The sequence below is a fragment of the Acinetobacter sp. YH12095 genome (assembly GCF_013419245.1).
Lineage (GTDB): Bacteria > Pseudomonadota > Gammaproteobacteria > Pseudomonadales > Moraxellaceae > Acinetobacter > Acinetobacter towneri.
Genome location: NZ_VPAL01000041.1, coordinates 1 through 3,516, shown reverse-complemented (window position 1 = coordinate 3,516; position 3,516 = coordinate 1). Strand labels below are relative to the sequence as shown.

Annotated in this window: 5 protein-coding genes; 3 read left to right on the top strand and 2 right to left on the bottom strand. The window is 43.8% G+C overall.

The features are described 5' to 3' along the window. From FTU35_RS13135 to FTU35_RS13125, 3 genes are all read left to right on the top strand, one after another. The coding region (locus tag FTU35_RS13135) for a dihydropteroate synthase (protein ID WP_180064801.1) at window positions 1-334 on the top strand (334 nt) is incomplete at its 5' end. 86 nt (window positions 335-420) lie between these two features. Continuing rightward, window positions 421-708, top strand: coding sequence for a phosphoglucosamine mutase (locus FTU35_RS13130; protein WP_159516853.1), 288 nt, complete (start codon window positions 421-423; stop codon window positions 706-708). 21 nt (window positions 709-729) lie between these two features. Next, on the top strand, window positions 730-1,194 hold the full coding sequence (locus tag FTU35_RS13125) for an ATP-binding protein (RefSeq protein WP_071830580.1): 465 nt from the start codon (window positions 730-732) through the stop codon (window positions 1,192-1,194). Between the two features lie 86 nt (window positions 1,195-1,280). On the opposite strand, the gene FTU35_RS13120 is transcribed toward FTU35_RS13125, so the two are convergent. Continuing rightward, the gene (locus FTU35_RS13120; RefSeq protein WP_004282344.1) at window positions 1,281-1,982 is read right to left on the bottom strand and encodes an IS1 family transposase; all 702 of its coding nucleotides are present in this window, start codon (window positions 1,980-1,982) and stop codon (window positions 1,281-1,283) included. A gap of 81 nt (window positions 1,983-2,063) precedes the next feature. After that, window positions 2,064-2,951 carry an Mph(E)/Mph(G) family macrolide 2'-phosphotransferase gene (gene mph / locus FTU35_RS13115; protein ID WP_071830579.1) on the bottom strand — a complete coding sequence of 296 codons (888 nt, stop codon included), beginning with the start codon at window positions 2,949-2,951 and terminating at the stop codon, window positions 2,064-2,066. Window positions 2,952-3,516: the final 565 nt, after the last annotated feature.

Below are 3,516 nucleotides of genomic sequence, written 5' to 3'. Positions count from 1 at the left end.
GACGGGTGCCGGTATCAAACGCAACCGCCTTGTCCTTGATCCCGGCATGGGGTTTTTTCTGGGGGCTGCTCCCGAAACCTCGCTCTCGGTGCTGGCGCGGTTCGATGAATTGCGGCTGCGCTTCGATTTGCCGGTGCTTCTGTCTGTTTCGCGCAAATCCTTTCTGCGCGCGCTCACAGGCCGTGGTCCGGGGGATGTCGGGGCCGCGACACTCGCTGCAGAGCTTGCCGCCGCCGCAGGTGGAGCTGACTTCATCCGCACACACGAGCCGCGCCCCTTGCGCGACGGGCTGGCGGTATTGGCGGCGCTGAAAGAAACCGCAAGAATTCGTTAACTGCACATTCGGGATATTTCTCTATATTCGCGGTTCAGCAGGCATGTCCCCTTTGAGGGCGACCCGACGACAGGATAATCGACCTTATGGTGCGCAAATATTTCGGCACAGACGGTATTCGTGGCAAAGCCAACGAAGGCGCGATGACGGCGGAAACCGCCTTGCGCGTCGGCATGGCGGCTGGCCGTGTCTTTCGTCGCGGTGACCACCGCCATCGTGTCGTGATCGGCAAGGATACGCGCCTGTCGGGCTATATGCTTGAACCCGCGCTCACAGCCGGTTTCACCTCGATGGGCATGGACGTATTCCTTTTTGGCCCGCTGCCGACAACGTATAGGAAGAATAAACGCCCTTTTCACCCAAGTCCAAATTAATTTGCCGATTCCATAATCAGGGTGTATTACAATTCCATAGAGTTTTTCAATCCAGGTGGTTTAGCTGATAACTTAACGATTGATCAGCTTCTTCGTGAAGATTACTCGCCATGGGCGCGCAATAAAAGGATATCTGCCACGTTCAAAGAAGCGCATTTTATTGAAAAATATGGGTCAGGCATCAAACGAATCCAAGAAGGCTTCGCATCCTATGGTCTGCGTCCCCCTGTCTTTGAAAATTTCCAGCACGGTTTTCGAGTTATTGTCTCATCAAAGCTACTTTTCGAATCTAATGAGGGAGTAAGTGAGGGAGTAAATCTACTATTTAATCAGATAAGAACTAATCCAGGAAAGCGTGCACCATTTTTAGTAAACGAGCTATTAGTTCCTGTCAAGATAGTAGAGCGGTGGCTCAAAATCTTAAGAGATGATCATAAAATCGAGTTTCGAGGAGCTCCTAAAAGTGGAGGATACTGGCTAAAATAGAAATCAATGATACTCTTAAGTGGCACCAATCGAACTCCTATTTTAGCATTTAAAAAAGTGGTGGTGTTTTAAAAAGTATGCTGACATTAAATGAAGCCATTATTGATGTAAAAGAAGGTTAAGTCGAAGGCTTTAAAATGGTTTTCAAGCTTTTTGGAGAAATTACAACTTCTTCTAAAACCACGCCTTATTCGATGCCTTATTTTGCAATTATTACCTTCAATTCCTACAGTAAAAAACTTACCAATACTTTGCTTGCAGTTTTTAAAAGCAGTGATGAAACTGTCCCAATGATCACTTGCAATTCGGGTGTAGTGAATACCTAATTGTTTAAGCTTTGTCTTCAACCTTTGGACTGTAGCTAAATCTCTCTTACCCCAAACATAAGCAACAATCTCACCTGTTTCTCGATGGTAAGCGTAAATAAGCCATTGTTTATTATTTTTATTTCCAACAAAAGTCCAGAATTCATCTACTTCGAGAGATTCATAATGACTTTGTTTAGGCTGAATTTGATAGGCCGATTCAGTTAAAGTCCGTAAGACTTTACCGATACTAATGCGCTCAACTTCAGCGATATCTCGTATACCGCTGCCTCTGACCATTAACTGTAATATTTTACGAGTAATGCCAGAATTACATCCTAGATAGCTCAGAGCATGGTCACCAATAAACTGACGTTTGCAGTCTTTGCATTGGTAGTTCTGTTTCCCATCTACTTTGATGCCATTTTTCTTTATACTGTCACTGAGGCAGGTTGGACATTTGATTTCTAGAGTTATTTGCATTTCTCTATTTTATCAAAATTCAATCTGCTTTTTTTTAGCATACTTTTTGATACACCACCAAAAAAGTATCCTCACATCATTTTATTGAACAATACCTAAGGCTGCTCTGGCGGCATTGATATGATTATCGTCGTTGCACTCTACCGCAAAAGCGCCATATGCTAATGGAGCTGCAGCAGCCCTCTCTATAGATTGTTCGTAGAGCCTATCCCATATCGTTCCGCCTTGTTTAGCATACTCCGTTATCAAACTCTTCAGGCTATCCTCTCCAAAAACCGATACGTGACCAGAAAAGTCCAGTGCAGGATCACCCATATGCGCAGTAGACCAATCTATGATACCAGAGGTCTTACCTTCCTTCGAGGTTAAGACATGCCCTGCATAGAGATCGCCATGGATGAAACAAGTGAATTCAGGCCACAAAGGGTCATTGTCCAACCATCTACGGTATCTGTTTTCCAACGGCTCGCTGATACCTATCTCAGATTTCACCAAGTGGATACGGTCAGCTATTTCGGTCCTCAATTCACTTGGAGTCATTATTTTCAAGTTGCTCTTTCTCACATCGTCAGCTGTAATACGATGTAATTCGGCCAATGATTTTGCCAGAGACTCCACATAAGCTATGCTATCGCGATCTATGTTCCAAGAAACCTCATGTGTTATCGCATCGAATGTCAGAGCAGGCGCATCCTCCAGTAAAGGGTAGGCTATTAGGCGCTCCGATACAATTTTCCAATCAGGGACATTGATCGACAGGTTTCTTTTGGCTAAATCCAATATTCTACTTTCATTTTCGATTTGTTCAAGCATATCGCTTCTTCGAGGTATACGGAGTACCCAGTTCTCACCGTTTACTTCCTTTACAAAGGCAACTCTAAAGTCGATGCCCATCTCATTGACGCTCATCTCTTCCGAAATTCTCAGCCCATGCTCTAGGGCTAATGTTTGCATATCTTCGATTGTCATTTCTATACTGTTTTCTTTTATTAAATTGGTACCAGTTCCCCCGACAGGACATTCTGAATGTCATATACAGGTGTAACACTTTACCCATATTCTTTTCGTATGGATAACACTTCCCATCAGGGAACAAAAATCTGATACATGAATTAATTGTGAGACAGTAGACCTACTGTCGCATTGAAGCCATCTCGGCGACTATTTGATTAGGAAAACCAAGGCTTTGCCATCATAGCCTTATCATAGAAGTATAACATAGTTGTAAAGATAGAAAATTATTTTTTATTCATCCATGATGTTATTATTTTATAATAACATCATCTAAACATGTCCTGTCGCTCTTTTGTGCTGTGATATTTCATACCTATTAACTGCTTTCGTTTGAATTATACGACGTTCTACTCACAATAGGGCAAGGGTTACTCATTCCGTAGGATGCGGTTCACGTATAGGAAGAATAAACGCCCTTTTCACCCAAGTCCAACAGCTTTGGACCGCAGTTGACTCTTTCGACACCCCTGCGATGCAACCCAATCCGGCTGACGGGGAGCCAGCAACGCTGAAAATTTAC